Source organism: Dechloromonas sp. ARDL1, from assembly GCF_051122455.1.
In the GTDB taxonomy this organism is placed as follows: domain Bacteria; phylum Pseudomonadota; class Gammaproteobacteria; order Burkholderiales; family Rhodocyclaceae; genus Azonexus.
The window spans coordinates 1,380,039-1,402,637 of the sequence record NZ_CP168939.1; the positions used below are offsets into that span (position 1 = coordinate 1,380,039).

At 56.2% G+C, this 22,599-nt stretch carries 26 protein-coding genes and 3 tRNA genes; 3 read left to right on the forward strand and 26 right to left on the reverse strand.

What is annotated here, in order from left to right; all coding sequences use genetic code 11:
* Nucleotides 1-4: 4 nt before the first annotated feature.
* The 9 genes from AB6Q56_RS06750 to AB6Q56_RS06790 form a co-directional block, all read right to left on the reverse strand.
* Nucleotides 5-913 (reverse strand): tyrosine-type recombinase/integrase, encoded by a 909-nt coding sequence (locus tag AB6Q56_RS06750; protein ID WP_434516315.1) that lies wholly within the window; start codon nt 911-913, stop codon nt 5-7.
* 159 nt (nt 914-1,072) lie between these two features.
* Nucleotides 1,073-2,167, reverse strand: coding sequence for an IS5 family transposase (locus AB6Q56_RS06755; protein WP_046535740.1), 1,095 nt, complete (start codon nt 2,165-2,167; stop codon nt 1,073-1,075).
* A gap of 45 nt (nt 2,168-2,212) precedes the next feature.
* On the reverse strand, nt 2,213-2,500 hold the full coding sequence (locus AB6Q56_RS06760; protein ID WP_434516316.1) for a hypothetical protein: 288 nt from the start codon (nt 2,498-2,500) through the stop codon (nt 2,213-2,215).
* 224 nt (nt 2,501-2,724) lie between these two features.
* Nucleotides 2,725-2,800 (reverse strand) — tRNA-Gly (locus AB6Q56_RS06765).
* Between the two features lie 8 nt (nt 2,801-2,808).
* Nucleotides 2,809-2,882: transfer RNA gene (locus tag AB6Q56_RS06770), tRNA-Cys, on the reverse strand.
* A 67-nt stretch (nt 2,883-2,949) separates the two neighbouring features.
* A tRNA-Gly gene (locus tag AB6Q56_RS06775) sits at nt 2,950-3,025 on the reverse strand.
* A gap of 54 nt (nt 3,026-3,079) precedes the next feature.
* Nucleotides 3,080-3,658: a CDP-diacylglycerol--glycerol-3-phosphate 3-phosphatidyltransferase gene (gene pgsA / locus AB6Q56_RS06780; protein WP_434516317.1), complete on the reverse strand. Its 579-nt coding sequence runs from the start codon at nt 3,656-3,658 to the stop codon at nt 3,080-3,082.
* Nucleotides 3,659-3,661: 3 nt separating this feature from the next.
* Complete coding sequence (gene uvrC / locus AB6Q56_RS06785; protein WP_434516318.1) at nt 3,662-5,473, reverse strand: excinuclease ABC subunit UvrC; 1,812 nt, start codon at nt 5,471-5,473, stop codon at nt 3,662-3,664.
* Between the two features lie 6 nt (nt 5,474-5,479).
* Nucleotides 5,480-6,082 carry a uracil-DNA glycosylase gene (locus AB6Q56_RS06790; protein WP_434516319.1) on the reverse strand — a complete coding sequence of 201 codons (603 nt, stop codon included), beginning with the start codon at nt 6,080-6,082 and terminating at the stop codon, nt 5,480-5,482.
* Between the two features lie 60 nt (nt 6,083-6,142).
* Here AB6Q56_RS06790 and earP point away from each other — a divergent pair, with 60 nt between their 5' ends.
* Together earP and efp are read left to right on the forward strand one after the other, a co-directional pair.
* Nucleotides 6,143-7,237: an elongation factor P maturation arginine rhamnosyltransferase EarP gene (gene earP / locus AB6Q56_RS06795; RefSeq protein WP_434516320.1), complete on the forward strand. Its 1,095-nt coding sequence runs from the start codon at nt 6,143-6,145 to the stop codon at nt 7,235-7,237.
* Between the two features lie 37 nt (nt 7,238-7,274).
* Entirely contained in the window at nt 7,275-7,832 is a 558-nt protein-coding gene (efp, locus tag AB6Q56_RS06800) for an elongation factor P (protein ID WP_434516321.1), read from the forward strand.
* A gap of 53 nt (nt 7,833-7,885) precedes the next feature.
* On the opposite strand, the gene nagZ is transcribed toward efp, so the two are convergent.
* Genes nagZ through rpoE form a run of 13 tightly spaced genes read right to left on the reverse strand, consistent with a single transcriptional unit; the run spans nt 7,886 to nt 18,044 of the window.
* On the reverse strand, nt 7,886-8,878 hold the full coding sequence (gene nagZ, locus AB6Q56_RS06805; protein ID WP_434516322.1) for a beta-N-acetylhexosaminidase: 993 nt from the start codon (nt 8,876-8,878) through the stop codon (nt 7,886-7,888).
* Between the two features lie 23 nt (nt 8,879-8,901).
* The gene (gene acpS, locus AB6Q56_RS06810; RefSeq protein WP_434516323.1) at nt 8,902-9,279 is read right to left on the reverse strand and encodes a holo-ACP synthase; all 378 of its coding nucleotides are present in this window, start codon (nt 9,277-9,279) and stop codon (nt 8,902-8,904) included.
* Nucleotides 9,276-10,031: a pyridoxine 5'-phosphate synthase gene (locus tag AB6Q56_RS06815; protein ID WP_434516324.1), complete on the reverse strand. Its 756-nt coding sequence runs from the start codon at nt 10,029-10,031 to the stop codon at nt 9,276-9,278. Before AB6Q56_RS06815 ends, acpS begins: the two co-directional genes overlap by 4 nt.
* Nucleotides 10,028-10,753, reverse strand: a complete 726-nt coding sequence (recO, locus tag AB6Q56_RS06820) for a DNA repair protein RecO (RefSeq protein WP_434516325.1) — start codon at nt 10,751-10,753, stop codon at nt 10,028-10,030. Before recO ends, AB6Q56_RS06815 begins: the two co-directional genes overlap by 4 nt.
* Nucleotides 10,750-11,634: a GTPase Era gene (gene era, locus AB6Q56_RS06825; RefSeq protein WP_434516326.1), complete on the reverse strand. Its 885-nt coding sequence runs from the start codon at nt 11,632-11,634 to the stop codon at nt 10,750-10,752. The genes recO and era overlap by 4 nt, the downstream gene beginning before the upstream one ends.
* On the reverse strand, nt 11,631-12,299 hold the full coding sequence (gene rnc, locus AB6Q56_RS06830; RefSeq protein ID WP_434516327.1) for a ribonuclease III: 669 nt from the start codon (nt 12,297-12,299) through the stop codon (nt 11,631-11,633). The genes era and rnc overlap by 4 nt, the downstream gene beginning before the upstream one ends.
* A gap of 3 nt (nt 12,300-12,302) precedes the next feature.
* A complete protein-coding gene (locus AB6Q56_RS06835; RefSeq protein WP_434516328.1) occupies nt 12,303-12,656 on the reverse strand; it encodes a DUF4845 domain-containing protein in 354 nt (117 codons plus the stop codon).
* Nucleotides 12,657-12,666: 10 nt separating this feature from the next.
* The gene (gene lepB, locus AB6Q56_RS06840) at nt 12,667-13,455 is read right to left on the reverse strand and encodes a signal peptidase I (RefSeq protein WP_434516329.1); all 789 of its coding nucleotides are present in this window, start codon (nt 13,453-13,455) and stop codon (nt 12,667-12,669) included.
* A gap of 14 nt (nt 13,456-13,469) precedes the next feature.
* Nucleotides 13,470-15,260, reverse strand: coding sequence for a translation elongation factor 4 (lepA, locus tag AB6Q56_RS06845; protein WP_434516330.1), 1,791 nt, complete (start codon nt 15,258-15,260; stop codon nt 13,470-13,472).
* A gap of 59 nt (nt 15,261-15,319) precedes the next feature.
* The gene (locus AB6Q56_RS06850) at nt 15,320-15,544 is read right to left on the reverse strand and encodes a glutaredoxin family protein (protein WP_434516331.1); all 225 of its coding nucleotides are present in this window, start codon (nt 15,542-15,544) and stop codon (nt 15,320-15,322) included.
* Between the two features lie 10 nt (nt 15,545-15,554).
* Nucleotides 15,555-16,979 carry a DegQ family serine endoprotease gene (locus tag AB6Q56_RS06855; protein ID WP_434517137.1) on the reverse strand — a complete coding sequence of 475 codons (1,425 nt, stop codon included), beginning with the start codon at nt 16,977-16,979 and terminating at the stop codon, nt 15,555-15,557.
* A 24-nt stretch (nt 16,980-17,003) separates the two neighbouring features.
* Complete coding sequence (locus AB6Q56_RS06860) at nt 17,004-17,438, reverse strand: SoxR reducing system RseC family protein (RefSeq protein WP_434516332.1); 435 nt, start codon at nt 17,436-17,438, stop codon at nt 17,004-17,006.
* A 6-nt stretch (nt 17,439-17,444) separates the two neighbouring features.
* Nucleotides 17,445-18,044, reverse strand: a complete 600-nt coding sequence (gene rpoE / locus AB6Q56_RS06865) for an RNA polymerase sigma factor RpoE (RefSeq protein WP_434516333.1) — start codon at nt 18,042-18,044, stop codon at nt 17,445-17,447.
* Nucleotides 18,045-18,215: 171 nt separating this feature from the next.
* On the opposite strand from rpoE, the gene nadB reads away from it, so the two are divergent.
* Nucleotides 18,216-19,799, forward strand: a complete 1,584-nt coding sequence (gene nadB / locus AB6Q56_RS06870; RefSeq protein ID WP_434516334.1) for an L-aspartate oxidase — start codon at nt 18,216-18,218, stop codon at nt 19,797-19,799.
* On the opposite strand, the gene AB6Q56_RS06875 is transcribed toward nadB, so the two are convergent.
* The 4 genes from AB6Q56_RS06875 to fabG all read right to left on the reverse strand — a co-directional run bounded on the left by AB6Q56_RS06875 (nt 19,768) and on the right by fabG (nt 22,596).
* Nucleotides 19,768-20,205 carry a protein YgfX gene (locus tag AB6Q56_RS06875; RefSeq protein ID WP_434516335.1) on the reverse strand — a complete coding sequence of 146 codons (438 nt, stop codon included), beginning with the start codon at nt 20,203-20,205 and terminating at the stop codon, nt 19,768-19,770. The genes nadB and AB6Q56_RS06875 overlap by 32 nt on opposite strands.
* Nucleotides 20,206-20,234: 29 nt before the next feature.
* Nucleotides 20,235-21,470: a beta-ketoacyl-ACP synthase II gene (fabF, locus tag AB6Q56_RS06880; RefSeq protein WP_434516336.1), complete on the reverse strand. Its 1,236-nt coding sequence runs from the start codon at nt 21,468-21,470 to the stop codon at nt 20,235-20,237.
* 75 nt (nt 21,471-21,545) lie between these two features.
* Nucleotides 21,546-21,782 carry an acyl carrier protein gene (acpP, locus tag AB6Q56_RS06885; RefSeq protein ID WP_027458475.1) on the reverse strand — a complete coding sequence of 79 codons (237 nt, stop codon included), beginning with the start codon at nt 21,780-21,782 and terminating at the stop codon, nt 21,546-21,548.
* A gap of 73 nt (nt 21,783-21,855) precedes the next feature.
* On the reverse strand, nt 21,856-22,596 hold the full coding sequence (fabG, locus tag AB6Q56_RS06890; protein WP_434516337.1) for a 3-oxoacyl-ACP reductase FabG: 741 nt from the start codon (nt 22,594-22,596) through the stop codon (nt 21,856-21,858).
* Nucleotides 22,597-22,599: the final 3 nt, after the last annotated feature.

Below are 22,599 nucleotides of genomic sequence, written 5' to 3' on the forward strand. Positions count from 1 at the left end.
TAAGCTATTTTTCAAGTAGCTCATCTTTTGCATCATTCCAGAACATCCGCAATTCATCATCGAAGCTAGGGCGTTCTGTTGGTTTGCCGTTCTTGTACACTTCTTTGAAGGCATCAATCATATTGGCCTCATCTTTATTCCGTAAAATCTCAATATGTCCACGGAAGTTTTCAGCCCTGATATGCCTATATCTATTCAATGCCGCAGCGGTCAAGTGTCCAGATAATTCCATAATTTGACCCTCGTTCATATCAGTTTGCTCAAACCATCTAGATATGCGTTCGTGTCTAAACGCGTGCGGACTGATGCCAGAATTAATTAATTTGCCGCATTTTTTCTTAATGGTCTTCCATGAATTACTGAAATCATACGATGACCACTCGCCCGAACGCTTCATACAAGGAAATATCCAAGGGCATTCATCCATATCCGGTCTATCCTTACGCCGAAGCCATTCAATCAACAACCTAAAGTCACCATGGGCAATAGGCACAGTTCTGGACTTTGTATTTTTTGTGCGCCTAAACCTTATCTGACGGTTCTTTATGCTTACATCGGCATATGTGAGTTCAGCAAGCTCAGACGGCCTACAACCAATAGCAAATAACAGACTGAAATATGTTAGATGTACATTTTCTTGAAGCCCTGCCATCGCGTTCAATGTCTCAAAGATAATTGCTAGCTCTGAGTCATTAATGCGTACATCGCGTTCATTGCATTTGGGCATCTCTACAAGTGTCAATGGGCTGCTTGTAATGATGCGCTTGCGAAGTGCGATATTGATTAATGTCGATAGAAACGCAAGTTCAAGGCGAACTGTGTTACCTGATAGTTTGCGCTTAGTTCTAGGACTGACCGTAAACAGCCGTTCCTCTTTGTAGGCGTCTATTTCGTCTGCGGTAGTGGTAGCCACCAAGAGCGTAGAGAAATGCGCTAGAACGGGCTTAGCAGGCTGCTGAAATACCGCCCTGCAACTGCAGACGGTGGCATGGAACGGAGTCGTTTTTCGTAAGGCGAAGCGGATTTTCGGTCGTTCGCACGTGTTTTACAGGGATTCCGAGGTGTTTTCCTATCATATTGCCCCCAGCGGACGGATTGCTCCCAAGGAGCGCATGCGCGTCAGGTTGTAGGCGGCCATGGTCAGCACGAACAACTGATCGACCTTCTCCAGTCCGCGCACCATCACCTGGCGTATCGGCCCAATGAACTTGGCCCAGCCGAATCCCTGTTCGATGAGTTTGCGCTTTTGCTGGGAGATCGCGTAACCGTCACTGCCGGCAATGTCGTCCGGCACGGCAGAACGGCGATGGCTGGTGTTCTGCGCCACATGGGGAATGACATTCAGTTCGATGAGTGCCGCAATGAATTCCTGGGCATCGTAGCCCTTGTCCGCGCCGAGGGTGATTTCAGCCGTTTCGCCGGCGACTTGGCGGGCATCGGCGATCAGGGCCTTGGCAACTTCCCGCTCGGCATAGCCATCGGCCGTGGTCACGACCGCACTGGCAATGAGTCCGTGGCGGTTGTCGCTCAAGGTGTGTCCCATGTAGCGCAACTCACTGGCGGTATTGCCCTTGCGGTACAGTCGGGCATCCGGGTCGGTACGTGAGGCGTGGGTGTCATTGCTGCGTGACTGGCCCTTGAAATTGCCGCCGCCTTCATCATCTCCGCCGTCCTTGCGCAGGAAACTCTTGTGTCCCGCCCAAGCCTGGATGAGCGTGCCGTCGACACTGAAATGTTCGCCTGATAGCCAGTTCTGCTTCTCGGCAATGGCCAGTACCGCATTGAAGAGTTCGATCACGGCATCGTGGGCAATCAGGCGTTCGCGATTCTTGGTGAAGACGGTGGGCACCCAGACTGCATCGTCCATCGATAGGCCGATGAACCAGCGAAAGAGCAGGTTGTACTGGGTCTGCTCCATCAATTGCCGTTCCGAGCGAATGCTGTAGAAGATTTGCAGCAGCATGGCACGCAGGAGTTTCTCCGGGGCAATGCTGGGGCGACCGCCTTTGACGTCGGCGGCATACATGCCGCTGAGCAGGGGTTCGATATCCTTGAGCGCCCGATTCACCATCGCCCGGATCGGCCGCAACGGGTGCTGCGCCGGCACAAAGTCGTCCAGGCGACGCATCGTAAACAAACTCTCGGTGAAGGTGTCGGCTCCGCGCATGATCCGCTTTGTGCTCTCGGTAATCTCGGTGAATCTCTATAACGATCAAACCCGCTGTTTCGTCGACAGGATGGGGAAGTATTTCAGCAGCCTGTTAGAGGCCTTAATTTCGACAGGTTGTGTCTTCTCTGATTTCTCGAAGAACCTACTACTGTTGAAATAATCATCGGCAAGATCCCCCCAGGTTGTTGGGCTGATGCCTTCGCGTTCTTTTTCTTGTTCAACCTGCCAGCGGTCGGCCTCACGCTTGGTATTGAAGACCTTGGTTTTACGGTTGTCACCGCTACCAACCTGAACACGCCATTTGCCGGCTGGGGTCTGGTAGATACTCATTTTAGAACACCTCAAAATCTCTTGTGTTGCACAAATAATGCACACAAATCAGATTTATTTCAAGATGTTCTTGTATCTATGCGGGTTTCAAGGCGGTTGGCAGTCGATTTTAAGTCTCTTGTGTCTACCAATTTCACCACCCGGGCCGGCGTGCCGATCAGATTGTTATTGGCACCCCGATACGAAAAAGGGAAAGCGACCTGCGCTTTCCCTTTTATCGATTTTGGAGCGGCAGAAGAGTCTCGAACTCTCGACCTCAACCTTGGCAAGGTTGCGCTCTACCAACTGAGCTACTGCCGCGTATTTCTTGGAGGCGCGGGCCGGAGTCGAACCGACCTACACGGATTTGCAATCCGGTGCATAACCGCTTTGCTACCGCGCCGCCTACAAACAAACTTTGCGTTACTGCTTACTACACACAGAAAAGCCCTAGCTTTTCTTCGAAAACTTGGAGCGGCAGAAGAGTCTCGAACTCTCGACCTCAACCTTGGCAAGGTTGCGCTCTACCAACTGAGCTACTGCCGCGTCAAACAGAGCGCGCATTATAGGCCATCCACGGGGAATGTCAACATTGTTTCTCTACTTTTCTGCACTCCGCCTGGCAATTTCGGGCCAGGCCATGCGTAGGTAATATCCCATGGACCAGAGTGTCAGCAAGGCTGCTATCCAGATCAACCAGTTACCGATGACTTTCATATCGAGGCCAGCCAACGGGGCGTAGTAGAGAAGCATGGGCAGTGCGAGCATTTGGGCGGTGGTCTTGATCTTGCCAAGCATGGAAACGGCGACGCTTTTCGATGCCCCGATCTTGGCCATCCATTCGCGCAAGGCCGAGATGGTAATTTCGCGGCCGATGATGATCATGGCGACAATGGCATCAGCCCTACCCAGTTGAACCAGGATGATGAGCGCCGCTGCCACCATCAGCTTGTCGGCTACTGGATCGAGAAACGCGCCGAAGGCGGATGTCTGATTCAGTTTCCGCGCCAAATAGCCGTCAGCCCAGTCGGTCACTGCGGCAGAACAAAACAGAACGGTTGCTATCAGGTCGCGCTCGTAAGAGGAGGCCCAGGCAGTGGGCAGGTAATAGACCGCGATCAATAGCGGAATCGCTACGATACGAAGCCAGGTAAGCAGGATAGGCAGATTGAAAGGCATGCTTCAGTGTAATGCGGAATATATGTTCTCGGCCAATTCCCTGCTGATTCCGGGAACCTCGGCCAGTTGCTCGGCGCTTGCTGCGAGCACCCCAGGCAAACCACCAAATCGGGCGATCAGGGCTTTGCGTCGGGCCGGGCCTACGCCGGGCAGCGATTCCAGTCTGGAGGTTTTTCTGGCCTTGCCACGTTGCGCCCTGTGCCCGGTTATGGCAAAACGGTGAGCCTCATCACGGACTTCCTGAATTAGATGCAACGCAGAATGATCGGGCGCCAATTGTAGCGGCTCACGCCCTTCCGGAAAAATAAGCGTTTCCAGACCGGCCTTGCGCTCTTCACCCTTTGCGACCCCCACCATCGGCAGATGGGACAACCCAAGGTCAGCGAGCGCCGAAAATGCCGAGGCAACCTGCCCTTTGCCACCATCGATGAGGATCAGGTCAGGTGCCCTGCCCTCGCCAGATGCGAGGTTGTCGTACCGTCGACTGACAGCTTGGCGCATCGCGGCATAGTCGTCACCGGGTTGGATATCCCGGATGTTGAAACGGCGGTAATCGCTTTTTTTCATGCGATTACCTTCATAGACCACGCAGGAGGCAACGGTTGCCTCGCCCATGGTATGGCTGATATCAAAGCATTCGATGCGCAAGATGGGCTCTGCAAGCTGCAGCGCCTCCTGAAGCGCTGCGAGACGGGCCTCTTGCTGGGCGCTGACTTGATTTCGCGCCAGAATGGCCAAACGTGCGTTTTGCATCGCCATCTCGACCCAGGTTCTTTGGGAGACTGTTCGGGGCGATTGGATGGGAACAGCACGACCGGCAAACTCTGCTAACGCGGCCTCGCTGCCCCCCCCTTCATCTTCTGCCGGTAAAGGGTGGGCCAGGATGCGCATAGGGACGGGATGCGCCGCGTAGTGCTGACGAATGAATGCAGCTGACGCATCTGCCGCGTCCGAGTCTCCCACGTTACTGGGAAAAAAAGGGCGATCTCCCAGGTGGCGTCCGCCGCGAATCATGGCCAGATTGACGCACAACTGCCCGGCCTCCTTCAGGGCGACAAGGATATCAACGTCTTCCCCCTTGCTGCTGGAAACGAACTGCTTTTCCTGAACCTGATGCAGGGATTGAATCTGATCGCGAAAAATAGCCGCCTGCTCGAATGCTAGGCGGCCGGAAGCATCTTCCATAGCCTTGGTTAGGCGGCGCGTAACCTCCTGCCGCTTGCCCAGCAGGAACATGGCCGCTGTCTGAACATCTGCCGCGTAATCGTCTTGTCCAATGTAGCCAACGCATGGGCCGCTACAGCGCTTGATCTGGTAGAGCAGGCAAGGTCGTGAGCGGTTGGCAAATACGCTTTCCTCACAGGTCCGTAGGCGAAACATCTTCTGCAGCAACTGGATGCTGTCGCGAACGGCCCAGGAAGATGGATAGGGGCCGAAATAATCGGCCCTGCGGTCCGGATTGCCGCGAAAGAACCCCAGCCTAGGATATTTTCCTTTGCTCAGGACAATATAGGGATAGGATTTGTCGTCTCGGAACAGGATGTTGTAGCGTGGCGACAGCGACTTGATCAGGTTGTTTTCAAGCAGCAGCGCCTCGGCTTCGGTGCGCGTCGGTGTCGTTTCGATACGCGCAATCTGGCTGACCATGTGCGCAATGCGCGGACTGGAAAGATTTTCGCGGAAATACGATGAAACCCGCTTCTTCAGGTTCTTCGCCTTGCCAACATAGAGAACGCTGCCGCCGTCTCCGAGCATGCGATAAACACCTGGGAGTTCGGTCAGGGTGGCCAGAAAGGCCTTGGCATCGAAGCTCATCGCGAATCAGCCAAGCAGTGACTTGACCTTGGCAAACACCGCTTCGAAACTTTCGCGTGTCAGGCGGCCCGTACGCCAGTTGTAACCGCTGCAATGATAGCTGTCGAGCAGTACGCGGCCGTCGGGAAAAACGTGGAGAACGTTGTGGCCAAACGGGTAATCCTTGAGCTTCAAGCCGTAAGAGCGGAGCAGCGCCTGATGCGCGACGGCACCCAGTGCAACGATAACCTTCAATCGAGGCATGGCCGCCAGCTCCGCAATCAAATGGCGGTTGCATTGGCGGACTTCCTGGGTCGTCGGCTTGTTCGCCGGAGGCAGGCAACGCACGGCGTTGGTGATGCGGCAATTGCTGAGCGACATGGCTGGGTTAGCCCATCCCTCGCCCCCCAGTGGTTCAGGGCTGCTGGCGAATCCGAAACGATGCAGCGCCGGATAAAGCAACTCTCCCGCCACGTCGCCGGTAAAGGGGCGTCCAGTCCGGTTGGCGCCCTTTTCTCCCGGACCAAGTCCGACGACAAGCAGTTGCGCATCGAGCGAACCGAAAGCAGGAACCGGCAACGCATGCCAAGCCGGGTCGCGCCGACGAATCCCTGCCAAGTGTTCAGCCAAGCGTGAACAGGCCACACATTCAATAGGATCTTCAAATCTAGACATGGCCGGGATGTTAGCATGGCAGCCATGCAGCTTCATTGGGACATCTTTTGCCGGGTTATCGACAACTACGGCGATATTGGAATTTGCTGGCGCCTTGCCCGGCAACTGGCTTCCGAGCGCGGGCGACGGGTTCGCTTATGGGTGGACGATCTGCCCAGCCTGCAGCCACTTTCCCCGATGATCAATCCAGCGCGCGCACTGCAATCGGCGCAAGGGGTCGAGGTCAGGCACTGGGTTAGCGACATTTCCGTCGAGTATTCGGCTGATGTTGTCATCGAGGCTTTCGCGTGCGAGTTGCCGGACTCTTACTTGGCAACGATGGCGAAGGCAGAACGCAAACCGTGCTGGATCAACCTGGAGTATCTGACCGCCGAATCATGGGCTTCAGATTGCCACGGCATAGCCTCGCCCCACCCTGCCCTACCGTTGACCAAGTATTTCTTTTTCCCGGGATTCGCTGCAAACACCGGCGGACTGCTGCGGGAAAAGAGTCTCTTGGAGACAAGGAGTCGCTACCAGGAGTTGCTTCCGGCGCGCGAGCATCTCGAAATCAGCCTGTTTTGCTACGATACTGCCCCGGTAGGCGGTCTCCTGGCGGCATTGGCGAAAATGGAACAGGCATCTGTCGTTCACGTGCCGCCCGGTAAGCCGCTGGCGGCGATCAGGCAGCATTTACCTGGTACCGGCCCCTGGCGGCATGGCAACGCGAAAATCGAGCCAATTCCGTTCCTGCCATTGGATAAGTACGACCACCTGCTGTGGCGGTCCGACATCAATTTCGTTCGCGGGGAAGACTCTTTTGTCAGGGCGCAGTGGGCTGCAAAGCCTTTTGTCTGGCAAATCTACCCGCAAGATGAAGATGCGCATCTGATCAAGCTGTCGGCGTTTCTCGATCGCTACTGCGCGACGATGGACAGCACGTCGGCGCAGGCCACAGCGGCAATGTTCACCGCCTGGAATGGCGGCGAACCCGATCTCGCCACGGCACTCCTGCACTTTGTTGAAAATCGCCAGGCCATCGCCGAAGCTAATCGAACCTGGTGCCGGGACTTGGCATCGCGCGACGACTTGGTGACTGCGCTCATCAATTTTTGTGCTTCCAAGGTATAATCTAACGTTTTTCTTTTTCTGACTTAGAGAATCCCGAATGAAGACCGCACAGGAACTCCGCTCCGGCAACGTCATTATGGTTGGTGCCGACCCGCTCGTCGTCCAGAAGACCGAGTACAACAAGTCCGGCCGCAACGCCGCCGTCGTCAAGATGAAGCTCAAGAACCTGTTGTCGGGTGCCGCTTCGGAAGCCGTTTACAAGGCTGACGACAAGTTTGAAGTCGTCGTTCTCGACAAGAAGGAAGTGACCTACTCCTACTTCGCCGACCCGATGTACGTGTTCATGGACGCTGACTACGAGCAATTCGAAGTCGAAGCCGAAAACATGGTCGACGCACTGAAGTATCTTGAAGATGGCCTGGCTTGCGAAGTCGTTTTCTACAACGGCAAGGCCATCTCGGTCGAACTGCCGAACAGCGTGGTTCGTGAAGTTGTGTACACCGAGCCGGCCGTCAAGGGCGACACCTCCGGCAAGGTCATGAAGCCGGCCAAGCTGGCCACCGGTTTCGAACTGCCGGTTCCAGCCTTCGTCAGCATTGGCGACAAGATCGAAATCGACACCCGTACCGACGAATACAAGAACCGCGTCAAGTAAGACGCCGTTTTCGTCTGGCACTCATCGGGCAGCTTCGGCTGCCCGATTGCATTTCAGGCCATTAATTCGCCAACCGTGCGCAAGGCTGCCCGATAAATCGTATCCCCCTGCAATTGCTCCCAGGATTTTTCCGGAGCCACTGGAATCAAGGCTTCGACACGCCTGCTGCGTCGCGCATCGATTTCGGGCTTCCAGTTGGCCAGCACCTTGCCCACAACATCTGGCGCATTGCACACCAGCAACATGTCACAACCTGCGGCATAAGCCGTTTCAACGCGCGCCAGCATGTCGCCGACCACACCGGCACCAGCCATCGACAGATCATCAGTAAAAACGACGCCATCAAAATTAATGTTGTTTCTCAAATAATCAATCCATTTATTTGAAAATACAGCTGTATTGCAATCCATGCAGTTGTAAATCACATGTGCCGCCATAACCCCGCCGAGGGCAAGTTGGCGGTAGGGCGCGATATCTTCCTGCATGGCCTCAAAAGCACGGTCGTCGACCGGTAGTTCGACATGCGAATCCGGAATGACATAGCCGTGCCCGGGAAAATGCTTGCCGCAACTACTCATGCCGCCTTGTCTCAAGCCCTGCCCGAGCGCTTCGGCCAATTCAATCACGGCTTCGGGCTGACGATGGAAAGCCCGGTCACCGATGACGCGCGACGGGCCATAATCGAGATCGAGCACCGGCGTGAACGAGTAGTCGACACCGCGCGCTCTGAGTTCAGATGCCAGCACATAGCCGAGTTGCCTGGCCGCCGCACAGGCCAGCGTCGGATCACGGTCCCATAGCCTGCCCAGCGTCGCCATCGGTGGCAGGCGGGTAAACCCGTCGCGGAAACGCTGTACCCTGCCCCCCTCATGATCGACCGCGATCAGCAAGGATGGCGAGCGCAAGGCATGAATGGCAGTAGTCAACGCCGACAGTTGCTGCGGATCGGCATAGTTACGTGAGAACAGGATAATCCCGCCGACCAGCGGATGGCACAGGCGCTCACGATCGAGATCGGTCAGTTCGGTACCGGCGATATCGATCATCAGCGGCCCGAGCGGAAGGTGTTTCATGCTTGCTCCAGAATGACATAGGCGACGGCATAATCGGCTTCGTCGCTGATCGAGAGATGAGCTTTCAGATTTTTTTCCTGAAGCAAGGCGCTTAGCGCGGGGGAAAAATCCAGCATCGGTTTTCCGAGATCATCGTGTGTAACAGTAATGGCTGGCAGGGTCGCTGGCGAGCGTACGCCCGTCCCCAGCGCTTTGCTGAATGCCTCCTTGGCTGCAAACCGCTTGGCCAGAAAACGCCCCTTGTCCGCAGCTCTGGCGAACTCCGGCATTTCCTGCGATCCGAGAAGTTTTTCCAGAATCCTCTCCCCGTGTCGCTCCCACATACCGCGCAAGCGGGCAACGGCAACGATATCGGTGCCGATGCCGTAGATCATTCGCTGTCCTGCGCTGCTTCGCGCAACAGGGCTTTCATTTCGCGCACCGCTTCGCGCAGGCCGACGAAAACCGCACGGCTGACGATGGCATGTCCGATGTGCAGTTCGCGAATGCCAGCCAGTTTGGCGACCGGTTGAACGTTGTAGTAGTTCAGCGCATGACCTGCATTGAAGCGCATGCCCAACTGGCGGATAGCCTTGCCGGCTTGGCGAATTTTGTCGAGTTCGGCGAGAACGGCCTGCGCTTCGGCATCGCGGCCCCTATCATGAAAGGCGTGGGCGTAAGGACCGGTGTGCACTTCGCAGACGCGGGCGCCGATACGTGCCGCCGCTTCGATCTGTGCAGGTTCGGCATCAATGAAGACACTGGTCGTGATACCGGCATCTGCGAGACGGGAAATGACCTCCTTGAGACGGGCTTCCTGGGCCAGAATGTCGAGGCCGCCTTCGGTGGTGACCTCGTGACGCCCCTCGGGAACCAGCATGGCCATTTCGGGCTTGAGCGCGCAGGCGATGCCGACCATTTCGTCAGTTGCCGCCATTTCCAGGTTCAGCTTGACCTGCGTCGTTTCACGCAGGCGGCGAACGTCCGCATCCTGAATATGTCGACGATCCTCGCGCAAATGAACCGTGATACCGTCGGCTCCGCCGAGGTGAGCCTCCACAGCCCCCCAAACCGGATCCGGCTCGTAGGTCCGACGCGCCTGACGAATGGTGGCAATGTGGTCGATATTGACGCCAAGTTCGATCATAACTCTTGCAACTCCTTGAATATTTTACGTGTTTCGAGTTCCTTGCCGGCCAGGTAATAGGACATCAATGTCCGCATCAAGGCTTTCGCCTCCTGTCGCGAGCGTTGATCGGAAAAATTCTCGGCCTCAAGGTCGAGCAAGGTTTTTCCGCTGACCACCTGCTCCGACTCCGCATCATGCATCAGGCGAACCGGCCCTAGCTCCATGCGGTAAGTGTAATGGGCATCCGCAACGATGGGGGCACCACCGCTGTCGTGGTTCAGGGTCAATCCGTAACCAAGTTCCTGTAGCAACGCCTTTTCAAATCGACGCAAGTCCGCCTCGCGAACTTTACCCAACGGATCGGCAGCCAGATGTACCAACATCTCGCCATAGCGCCTGAAAAGCTGTTCATGCGGATCTTCGCGCGGCAACAAATGCATCAGCAATTCGTTCAGGTAGTAACCGCAGAACAGTGCCTCGCCAGCGAGCAGCGGCTGTCCGCCTTGCCATTCGGCCTTCATCAGGGTTAGCACCTCACCCTTGCCCGCCCAGGCTATTTCCAGCGGCTGAAAGGCCATGAGCAAACCACGGATGGCTGCTCGCGGGCGACGGGCACCGCGTGCAAGCAAGGCCATGCGCCCGAAATCACGGGAAAACACTTCAACAATGAGACTGGTTTCCCGAAAGGGATAAGTATGCAGAACGTAGGCCGGCTGGCCGTCGACCTTGCTGCGGCTCATTCGTAGCCGAGACTCTTCAGCAGACGCTCGTCATCGTTCCAGCCGGATTTCACCTTGACCCAGATTTCGAGGTAAACCTTGCCATCGAAAAGCCGCTCCATATCCTGCCGCGCCTCGCTGGCGATGCGCTTCAGCGACTCACCGCCCTTGCCGATAACGATAGCCTTGTGGCCTTCGCGATCAACGACAATCGCGGCATATATCCGGCGTAACGCACCTTCAACCTCGAAGCGCTCGATCTCCACTGCTGTCGCATACGGCAGTTCGTCGCCAAGCAGGCGGAACACCTTCTCGCGGATATACTCGGAGGCCAGAAAACGCTCGCTCTTGTCGGTCAGATCGTCTTCCGGGAACATCAAGCCTTCGTTCGGCAAATGCTTTCTCGCCTCAGCCAGCAGATCATCGGTCTGCTTGCCCTTGGCCGCACTTACCGGCACAACGGCCGTATAGTCAAAATCGGCCGATACAGTTGCCAGGAAGGGCAGCAAGGCATTGCGATCTTTTAACTGATCGGTCTTGTTGACCACCAGAACCACAGGCCGGTCCCTTGGCAGGAGGCGGACAACAGATTTGTCCTTGGCGTCATAGCGCCCCGCTTCGACCACAAACAATACGACATCTACATCATTCAAGGTCTGCGTCACCCCACGATTCATGGCGCGATTCAGGGCATTGGAAAACTTGGTCTGGAAGCCCGGGGTGTCGACGAAAACAAACTGCGCATCGTCGTTGGTCAAGATGCCGGTAATGCGGTGCCGCGTCGTCTGTGCCTTGCGCGAGACAATGCTGATTTTTTCGCCGACCAGGCGATTGAGCAGGGTCGATTTCCCGACATTGGGACGGCCGACGATGGCGATGTAACCGGAGCGTATCTTTTTCATGCTTGGAGTTCTTTCAGGGCCTGTTCGGCCGCCACTTGTTCGGCAATGCGCCGGCTGGAACCGTGTCCGACGGTGCGCAAGACGGGGCTGTCGATCTCGCAGGCTACCTCGAAACGCTGCAAGTGTGCTGCACCAGTCGTTTCCAGCAGTTGGTAGCGCGGCAAGGGCTTCTTATGCCCTTGCAACCACTCCTGCAGACGGGTCTTGGCATCTTTCTGGAATTGGCCTGGTTTCAATTCATCGAGCATGGGTGCGTAAAGCTTTTCGATGATCTGTTGTGCGGCCGTAAAACCGGCATCGAGATAGATCGCCCCAAACACGGCCTCAAGCGCATCAGCCAGTATTGACGGACGTTGCGCCCCGCCGCTTTTCAGCTCGCCTTCCCCAAGGCGCAGGACATCTCCGATATTCAATTCCTGCGCCAACCGGTGCAGCGACTCTTGGCGAACCATGTTCGCCCGCAAACGCGACAGATCACCCTCGGGCAAATTCGGAAAACGCTGAAACAACGAGGCGGCGATTACGAAATCGAGAATGCCATCACCCAGGAATTCCAGGCGCTCATTGTTGGGAGTACCGTAGCTCCGATGTGTCAGGGCCGTTTTCAGCAGCCCCTCATCGGAAAAGACATGACCAAGTTTTCTGGCAACGGACTGCGCAGTCATGCCTTATGACCCTGCGGTCGAACCCTTGTAGTCGATCAGCAGGCTGACATTCCAGAATAGATGGATGCGCTTTTCGTAGCCGAATTCGATGACGATTTTGCCACCATCCTTGGTGACATCGAGATCGCTCGACTTGAAGTCCAGCATATCGATTTCGGCAAATTTGTCGAAAGCACGACGCACATCGGCGACCGTCGAATCCGGCCCGACCTTGGAAACTGTTGCTTTCGCATCCTTCAGAATCTTGGTGTATTCAATATAGGTCGGCAGAACCTTCATGCCAAGCACGGCAACAAGAGCCAAAATGACGCTCCAGAACAGCAACCCTGAGAGTGCGACGCCACGTTGTTTGTTCATCTGTCTCCCCTTACTTGAAGGAACCGATCCGGCCAAGATCGCTAAAGTTCAGCCAGATAAAGAATGCCTTGCCGACGATATTCTCTTCCGGGACGAATCCCCAGGCGCGACTATCGCGGCTATTGTCACGGTTGTCACCCATCATGAAATAGTGACCATCCGGCACCTTGCAAATGACGCCTGCTGCATTGTATGTGCAATTCTCGCGGTGCGGAAAACGGGCCGCGTCGGGGATGAAAGCGGGGGCGTCAGCGTCGTTCAGCGCGCGATGCTCAACATCGCCCAACTTTTCCTGAAACTGCTCTGAATAGTACAAACGCTCAGGATGCAGATAGTCGCCAACCCGCTGTGTCGAAACCATGACGCCATTGATAGACAGCTTCTTGTTCTGATAAGACACCGTATCGCCCGGCAAGCCGACAACACGCTTGATGTAATCGAGCGAAGGGTCTTCCGGATAGCGGAAAACCATCACATCCCCCCGTTGCGGCGAATTGATGTCGATGATCTTCTTGTTGATCACCGGCAGGCGAATGCCGTAGGTGAATTTGTTAACAAGAATGAAATCACCGACCAGCAGGGTCGGAATCATCGAACCGGAAGGAATCTTGAACGGTTCGAACAAGAAGGAGCGCAATACGAAAACGATCAGGATGACCGGGAAAAAACTGGCTCCCCACTCCACCCACAGCGGCTCCTTGGTATCCTTAGCACGCAACTTGCGGAATTTCAGGGCATCAACGGCGTACAGCACACCGGTAATCACCAGCAGAACAAAAAGGATCAGGGCAAAGTTCATCGTGAATCTCGTCCTCAGTTATCGACACGCAGCACTGCAAGGAAGGCCTCTTGCGGAATTTCGACGGAGCCAACCTGCTTCATGCGCTTCTTGCCGGCCTTCTGCTTTTCCAGAAGTTTCTTCTTGCGGCTGATGTCACCGCCGTAACACTTGGCCAGCACGTCCTTGCGCATGGCCTTGACGTTCTCGCGGGCGATGATATGCGACCCGATGGCAGCCTGGATGGCCACGTCGTACATTTGCCGCGGAATCAATTCGCGCATCTTGGAAGCAAGTTCGCGACCGCGGTATTGCGAATTGGAGCGGTGCACGATCAGCGACAGGGCGTCGACCTTTTCGCTGTTGATCAGGATGTCGAGTTTGACGACATCGGCCGCGCGGTATTCCTTGAAATCGTAGTCGAGCGAGGCATAACCTTTGGAGCAGGATTTCAGCTTATCGAAGAAATCCATCACCACTTCGGCCATCGGCATTTCATAAACCAGCTTCACCTGGCGCCCGTGGTAGTGCATGTCGACCTGATTGCCGCGCTTCTGGTTGCACAGCGTGATGACGTTGCCGAGATAATCCTGCGGCACGAATATCGTGGCGGTAATGATCGGCTCGCGCACCTCTTCGATTTTCGAAATCTCCGGCAGCTTGGCCGGGTTTTCCACCTGAATGACGCTGCCATCGCGCTGGACGACCTCGTAAACCACTGTCGGTGCGGTGGTAATCAGATCCTGATCGAATTCGCGCTCCAGGCGCTCCTGCACGATTTCCATGTGCAACAGGCCCAAAAAGCCGCAGCGGAAGCCAAAGCCCAGTGCCTGCGAAACCTCCGGCTCGTATTGCAGCGACGCATCGTTGAGCTTGAGCTTTTCGAGCGATTCCCGCAGCGAATCGTACTGGTTCGATTCGACCGGATACAGACCGGCGAACACCTGCGGCTTGATTTCCTTGAAACCGGGCAGCGGCTCGGCTGCCTTGCGCTCCACCGTGGTAATCGTGTCACCGACCTTGGCCGCCTTCAGTTCCTTGATGCCTGAAATGACGAAGCCGACTTCGCCGGCACGCAGCTCGCTGCGCTGCACTGACTTGGGTGTGAAGACACCGACCTGCTCACAAAGCTGCTGGGCTTCGGTGGCCATGAAATACAACTTGTCCTTGGGGCGCATCACGCCGTCGACAACCCGCACCAGCATGACGACACCGACGTAGTTGTCGAACCAGGAGTCAATGATCAAGGCCTTGAGCGGCGCGTCTGCATCGCCCTTGGGCGGCGGCACCCGCGCGACGACTGCCTCCAGAATATCCTGCACGCCCAAGCCGGTCTTGGCCGAGGCCAGCACAGCATCAGTGGCATCGATACCGATGACGTCCTCAATTTCCTGGCGGGCGTTATCGGGGTCCGCTGACGGCAGGTCGATCTTGTTTAGCACCGGAACGACTTCGACATCGAGCTCGATGGCGGTGTAGCAATTGGCCACGGTCTGCGCTTCGACGCCTTGCGAGGCGTCAACGACCAGCAGGGCTCCTTCGCATGCAGATAGCGAACGGGAGACCTCATAGGAGAAGTCAACGTGTCCCGGCGTATCAATTAGATTTAGGTTGTAAACCTTGCCATCCCTTGCCTTGTAGCTCAGGGCAGCGGTCTGTGCCTTGATGGTGATGCCGCGTTCGCGTTCGATATCCATCGAATCGAGCACCTGCGCCTCCATTTCACGATCGGACAAGCCACCGCAAAGATGGATGATGCGATCAGCCAGCGTCGATTTGCCGTGGTCGATGTGCGCGATGATGGAGAAGTTTCTAATGTGATCCATTGCTACCAGTAAAAAAGGGCGCTGTCCGGCGCCCTTCCCTTTTCAGAAGACCCTGAATTCTAGCGGATTCCGCCCAAATATTCACGAGTTTTGGCTTCATCCAGAAAGTAATGGCAGAGCTCCGTCTCGCCATGCAGCAAGACCGGCACCAGCTCGTCGTATTTGGCCTCCAAAGCCGGATCGGCATCAACGTCGACAACTCTGACTGATGCTCCAAACTCCCTCGCTAGCGGTGCCAAAGCCACCTCCATGTCATGACAGAGATGGCAATAACTGCGACTCATCAGGGTCAGCTCAACTCCCACCGTTCAAGCCCTTTATGGTAATAAAAGTCTGCATCTCGCCACGCCGGACAAGCAGGGTCACGTTGCTACCTTTTTCAAACTGGGCCAGCAATTTATTGAACTGATCGACCGATTTGACCTCCGTTGTCGCTCCCTTGCTGATCACGGCAATGATCACATCACCGGAACGGAGATCGGAACGCGCGCCGATACCACGCACATCCTCGACCAGAAGGCCTGAGTTCATTTTCAATTCGCGCTTCTGCTCGGCGGTCAGTTCGCTAACCACCAAGCCAAGGCGATTGGGAACCTGCTCCGCAGGCTTTGCGCCCTTGGCGGGTTTGCCTCCCGCCTGCTTTTCGTCGGACATTTCACCAACAGTCACTGGAATATCGCGTGTTGCTCCCTTGCGCCATACCTGCACTGCGGAGCGCGTCCCAGGACGCGTCCCTGCAACGAGGCGTGGCAAATCCCCGGAACTGTTGATTACCTTGCCGTCGAACTTGAGAATCACGTCGCCCGCCTCCACGCCGGCCTTCTCCGCAGGGCCGCCCTTTTCCACGGAATTGACGACTGCACCCATGGGACGCGCCAAGCCGAGCGAATCGGCCAACTCCTTGCTCACCTCCTGAATGACCACGCCCAGTCGGCCACGGCTAACCTTTCCGGAAGCACGCAACTGGCTCTGGATATCCATGGCCACGTCGATCGGGATGGCAAAAGACACCCCCATGTAACCGCCGCTACGGCTGTAAATCTGGGAGTTGATCCCTACCACCTCTCCGCGCATGTTGAACAGCGGCCCGCCTGAATTCCCGGGGTTGATCGCAACATCGGTCTGGATGAAGGGAACATAGTTTTCCTGCGGCAGAGAACGCCCCTTTGCTGAAACGATGCCCGCCGTTACCGAATTATCGAAACCGAACGGCGAACCAATGGCCACCACCCATTCGCCAACCCTCAACTGCGCCGGATCGCCGAGCTTAACGACAGGCAAGCCCGAGGCTTCGATCTTGATCAGTGCCACATCGGTCCGCTTGTCCGCACCGATGATCTTGGCTTTGAACTCGCGCTTGTCGGTCAGGCGAACCGTCACCTCGTCGGCACCGTCGACAACGTGGGCATTGGTCAGAATGAAGCCATCACCGCTAACTATGAATCCCGAGCCCAACGACTTATTCTCGAAATCACGCGGCAAGCCCCCCCCCGGGGCACGAGGAATGAAGCGCTTGAAAAACTCAAAAGCCGGATCGTTTTCATCGAACGGAAACGGCATCATCTGAGCCTGCCCGCGTACCACGTGCGTCGTGCTGATATTCACCACCGCCAGCCCTTGTTTCTCCGCCAACTCGGAAAAATCGGGAAGACCGCGTGTCTGCGCAAAAGCACCGATAGATAGAAACCACAGAAAAACGAAGATTGCAAAACGTTTCATGGTCAGCATGACCTCCAGATTCAACTAGGAACGAGAGACAAGATGGGGGCGACTCTGAGTACTTCCAGCATCAAGACGCGTGCGAAAGCGCACATAGGCAAGGGCGGCAAACAGACCGCACAACGCACCCAAAATGGCCCAGGGATCGCCGCCAATTGACATCCCCACAAAGGCACCGGCTATGGCCCCCAGCAAAGGAGCTCCATAAGCAAGATTGGCCGTCCGACGAACGCTTCCCGAAGGCGTGGCAACCACGACGCGATCTCCAATACCGGCACCGATAGTGTTTTCGGCACGATAGGACTTGGGGCCGCTACAGAACATCTGCGTCAACTGCTGCCCGCCGCAGCCCCCTTCCTCGTGACACCTGCCACAGCCTCCTTGTTCCACTTCGACCAGCGCATCGCCTCCCTCCAATGCACGCACCACGCCGCGAACCGTGATCAGTTCATCATTCATCAACTGTTACCAACGTCTATCCGGTGCCGTGTCGAGCAACGGCCTGAGCTTGGCGGCAACCGCCTCACGTGCGCGAAAGATTCGCGAACGAACTGTACCGATCGGGCAATGCATGATGTCGGCAATCTCCTCGTAGGAAAGTCCTTCAAGTTCGCGCAGGACGATTGCCGTTCTCAATTCTTCGGGCAACGAATCCATCGCGGCATTGACAGTATGGCCAATCTGTTTCGACAGCAGCAGACTCTCGGGTGTATTGATGTCCCGCAGTTGGGAAGCATCCTCGAATCCTTCAGCCTCTTCGGAATCGAACTCGGTTGTCGTGGGCGCCCTGCGCCCTTGGGAAACCAAATAGTTTTTGGCGGTATTGATCCCGATGCGATAGAGCCAAGTATAGAAAGCACTCTCTCCCCGAAATGACGGCAAGGCGCGATATGCCTTGATAAAGGCTTCCTGCGACACGTCTTCTACTTCGGCTTGATCACGAATGAAGCGCGACAGCAAACGCCCCAGTTTTCGCTGGTATTTGCTCACCAATTGGTCGAAGGCGTGCTGATCTCCGCCTTGCGCCCTCTCGACCAGCACTTGATCGATTTCGCGCTCAGTCATGGCTCTGATTTCCCTGAGGGTAATGATTTGTATGATTATTGAGCGCAGTATAGCCTACCGATTTTCCACCTGATGACACGTATTTATCCTTATTTGTGACCATGTGTAACGGAATCCAGATCGCCCTGCATGCTATATTTCGCGCAAAACGACTCCCCCTAGAGAACAGCCGTGCAGAAATTCGATGTACTGATCATTGGTAGTGGACTCGCCGGACAATCGGCTGCATTGAGACTGGCCCCCCATTGCCGGGTCGCCCTGATCAGCAAACGCAAACTAGAAGACTCCGCTTCAGGCTGGGCCCAAGGTGGGATCGCAGCCGTTCTGGACAGCCAGGACTCCATCGAGGCGCATATTCGTGACACATTGATCGCAGGCGCCTGGCTGAATGATGAAGAAGCTACTCGCTTTGTCGTTGAAAACGGCCGGCGGGTTATCGAATGGCTCATCGAACAGGGCGTACCGTTCACCAAGGACGCGGCAGGCTACCACCTGACCCGCGAAGGCGGCCATAGCGCACGGCGCGTCATTCACGTTGCCGACGCCACCGGACTGGCGGTTCAGGATACCCTCACCCAAAAAGTTCGCGCCAATCCGAACATTACCGTTCTCGAACATCATATTGCAATCGACCTGATAACCGGCGACAAACTGGGTAAGGCCAACAAGCGCTGCTACGGTGCCTACGTACTGAACAACCAGACCGGTGAAGTCATAACGGTTGGCGCGCCCAACACCCTGATCGCAACAGGTGGAGCCGGAAAAGTCTATCTCTACACGACCAATCCGGATACCTCAACCGGAGATGGCATTGCAATGGCGTATCGTGCCGGTTGCCGCGTCGCCAACATGGAATTCATCCAATTTCACCCGACCTGCCTATACCATCCGCAAGCCAAGTCCTTCCTGATTTCCGAGGCAGTGCGTGGCGAAGGTGGTTTATTGCGTCTTGCCGACGGTACTCGTTTCATGCCAGAGCACGATGAGCGGGCAGAACTGGCTCCGCGCGACATCGTTGCCCGTGCTATCGATTTCGAAATGAAGAAACGCGGCCTCGACTGCGTTTTCCTGGATATTTCCCACAAAGGTGAGGAATTCATCCGCGGCCATTTTCCCAACATCCACGCGCGCTGCCTGGAATTGGGCATCGACATCACCCGCGACCCGATTCCCGTTGTCCCGGCAGCACACTACACCTGTGGCGGTGTCGTCAGCGACCTCAAGGGGCGCACCGATATCGCCGGGCTCTATGTGGCCGGTGAAGCATCCTGCACTGGCCTGCATGGTGCCAACCGACTGGCTTCGAATTCGTTGCTGGAATGCCTGGTGTTTGCCGAGGCGGCCGTTTCCGACATGCTGGATAGCAAAACCACGGAAACACCAGAACTCCCGCTATGGGATGAGAGCCGGGTTACCGATGCCGACGAAGAAGTGGTGATATCGCACAACTGGGACGAACTGCGCCGCTTCATGTGGGACTATGTCGGAATCGTGCGCACGACCAAGCGACTGAAGCGTGCCAAGCACCGCATTCGCTTGCTGATGAGGGAAATCGACGAGTTCTATGCCAACTTCCGGGTCAGCCATGACCTGATCGAATTGCGCAACCTCGTGTTCACGGCCGATCTTATCGTTCGCTGCGCCATGCAACGCAAGGAAAGCCGTGGCCTTCACTTCTCCCGCGATTATCCGGAAATGGCAAGCAAGGCGAAAAGCACCGTCATCAAGCGCCGCCTACCGGCCCGGAAAACTTGAGACGCCAGCGCAGAAATACCCGAAAACGCCGAAAATCATCCGGACTCATAGAGTCAATGGTGGCAAACACGACATAGCGCCGACCACGCTCATCTTGAAAGCGTACAACGGTCAACCATGGATGCACAATCGCTCCGGGCAAGGCGTGCAGCACTTCCAGCCCATCCCCCTCGCCCGAACCACCTGACACCCTCCCATCACCATCCATTTTGATGATATGTAGTACAGGCTCCAACTGCCGCCGGATGAGCCACAATCCAGCGAATATCAATATTGTTCCCACCAGCCTCATGCCGATGGATTCCGGCCAGAAAGACCATGTAACAACGGACAGCATGCTAATCAGCAACAAAACACCATCCCCAATGCGGGAACGGCGCAGTCCGATGGTTATCAGAAGCTGCACCGTTCGTATTTCCTTGCTGGAGGTGTTGCTTAGACGCGCTTGAAGACCAGCGAGCCGTTGGTACCACCGAAACCGAAGTTATTCTTCAGTGCAACATCGATCTTCATCGGACGTGCCTTGTTGGCGCAGTAGTCCAGATCGCACTCCGGATCCTGATTGAAGATGTTGATGGTCGGCGGCGAGATTTGATGGTAAATCGCCAGCACGGTAAACAGGGACTCGACGCCACCAGCACCACCCAGCAAGTGACCGGTCATCGACTTGGTCGAATTGACAACGATCTTGTAGGCGGCGTCACCGAAAGCTGCCTTGATGGCATCCGACTCGTTCTTGTCACCCAACGGAGTCGAGGTACCATGGGCGTTCACGTATTGAACGTCGGATGGCGAAACACCTGCATTCTTCAATGCATTAACCATCGAGCGACGCGGGCCGTCCATGTTGGGTGCCGTAATGTGGTAAGCGTCCGCACTCATCCCGTAACCAGAAACTTCGGCGTAGATCCTGGCACCACGAGCCTTGGCATGCTCGTACTCTTCCAGAACCAGTACGCCAGCCCCCTCGCCCAGGACGAAACCGTCACGATCCTTATCCCACGGACGGCTGGCGGTTGCCGGATCGTCATTGCGCGTTGACAGCGCGCGGGCCGCGCAGAAGCCGCCCATACCCAGCGGAGAGACCGTCGATTCGGCTCCACCGGCCACCATCACATCGGCATCCCCGTACTCGATGATGCGCGAGGCCTCACCAATCGAATGGGTACCGGTCGTGCATGCGGTCACGATGGAGAGGTTTGGCCCCTTGAAGCCGAATTCGATCGACAGGTTGCCGGAAATCATATTGATGATCGAACCCGGAACGAAGAACGGCGATACCTTGCGGACACCGGCCGCGTTGTATTCGTCCTTGGTTTCCTCGATCAGCGGCAGGCCGCCGATACCGGAGCCAATGGCCACACCGACACGCTCTGGATCGGCAGCACCTTCCTTGTCCAAACCGGCATCGCGCACTGCCTGAATACCGGCTGCCAGGCCGTAATGGATGAATTTATCCATGCGGCGGGCATCCTTGGCGGAAATGTACTGAGTGATATCGAAATTCTTCACCTCGCCGGCGAATTGAACCGGGAAGGTGGAGGTATCGAAACGGGTAACGGGAGCGATACCAGAAACGCCGGCGATGATGTTCTGCCAGCCCTCTTCAACGCTGTTGCCGACCGGGGAAATCAGCCCCAGGCCAGTAATGACGACTCTACGACGTGCCAAGATGTGCACTCCGAAAGCAAATGTAGCAAGGCCGGCCCATGAGGCCGGCCTTGCCTGGTTCAAACCGGAATTGGCTTACTTCTTGTTAGCGAGGATGTAATCGACAGCCTGCTGAACCGTGGTGATCTTCTCGGCCTGGTCGTCTGGAATTTCGCACTCGAATTCCTCTTCCAGAGCCATGACCAGCTCAACGGTGTCCAGGGAGTCAGCGCCCAGATCGTCCACAAAGGAGGACTCGTTCTTGATGTCCGCTTCGTTCACGCCCAGTTGTTCGGCGACGATCTTCTTGACGCGCTCTACGATGTTATCCATTCGAAAAACTCCTTCCCCTCAGGGGTACGAAAAAAAACACAGGGATTTTACCAAAAGCCAAGGCTTCGGGAAATCAATCCATAAACATGCCACCATTCACATGCACGGTGGTACCCGTAACATACGAGGCGGCGGGAGAAACCAAGAAACCGACGGCACCGGCTACATCTTCCGGCGTACCGGCGCGAGCCAGCGGAATAGACGCCAGCATGGTGGCCTTCTGCTCTTCGGTCAAGGCATGCGTCATGTCTGTGGCAATAAAACCGGGGGCGACGCAGTTGACCGTGATGTTGCGGCTGCCCAACTCGCGAGCCAGCGAACGGCTGAGGCCGGCGACACCGGCCTTAGCTGCGCAGTAGTTGGCTTGCCCCGCATTGCCGGAATAGCCGACCACCGAGGAAATATTGACGATACGGCCAAAACGGGCCTTCATCATGCCGCGCATGACACCGCGCGACAGACGGAAAACCGCCTTCAGATTGGTATCAATGACCGCATCCCAATCATCATCCCCCATCCGCATGGTCAGGTTATCGCGCGTAATGCCGGCATTGTTCACGAGGATCGCTATGGCCCCGAACTCCTTCGCCACGTCGGCTAATACGGCATCCGTCTGCGCCGCGTCGGTGACGTTGAGCACAATGCCCTTGCCCTTCACGCCAGCTTCGGCCAGATAGGCCGAAATCTTGCCGGCACCGTCTTCGCTGGTCGCCGTTCCGATCACAGTGGCGCCCTGCCTGCCCAAATCCAGCGCGATGGCACGGCCGATGCCGCGGGTAGCGCCGGTAACCAGCGCGATCTTATCGTTCAACATGCG